1 protein-coding gene is annotated in these 442 nt (G+C 29.9%); it reads right to left on the bottom strand.

Translation table 11 applies throughout. The features are described from left to right. Nucleotides 1-442 (bottom strand): EVE domain-containing protein (locus HZY83_RS07805; RefSeq protein ID WP_179943478.1); only part of this gene is annotated, 442 nt, incomplete at both ends.

The following is a 442-nucleotide window of genomic DNA, read 5'->3' as shown; positions in this document are numbered from 1 at the left end:
TTGATATTCAGTGACTTCTGATTTTTGAACTGTCTCGAATGGATTTTTAATACCATTATTGTCACTCATTTCTAATATAGCATCATATTGTGTTTGTGACATACTCGCGATAGCTTGTTTAGCATTTTCTTGTAAGAAATATAAATTCTTTAATTTCTGATGTTTATTTAAATGACCTAAAGAAATTGGGTTAATATTCTTGCCATACAAGATTTCTATAGCCGTACTATTCGTTCTACCTGGAATTGGAGGTTTCTCATGAATATGACGAGACACTTCACCGATACCTACTACTGATTGATCTTTTTCTTTATTATAGATAATAATATTATCTCCAACTTCAAGTTGTGTATAGAAGTGATAACCATTTCTTTTTATTCCATTGTAAGTATGCGTAAAAATTGTATAATTTTTACCTGGTTCAAAGTCATCTGTTTCAGAT

It is taken from the genome of Gemella sp. GH3 (assembly GCF_013415425.1).
GTDB lineage: Bacteria > Bacillota > Bacilli > Staphylococcales > Gemellaceae > Gemelliphila.
The sequence above is the reverse complement of the archived record's forward strand: the minus strand, read 5'-3'. Positions and strand labels throughout refer to the sequence as shown.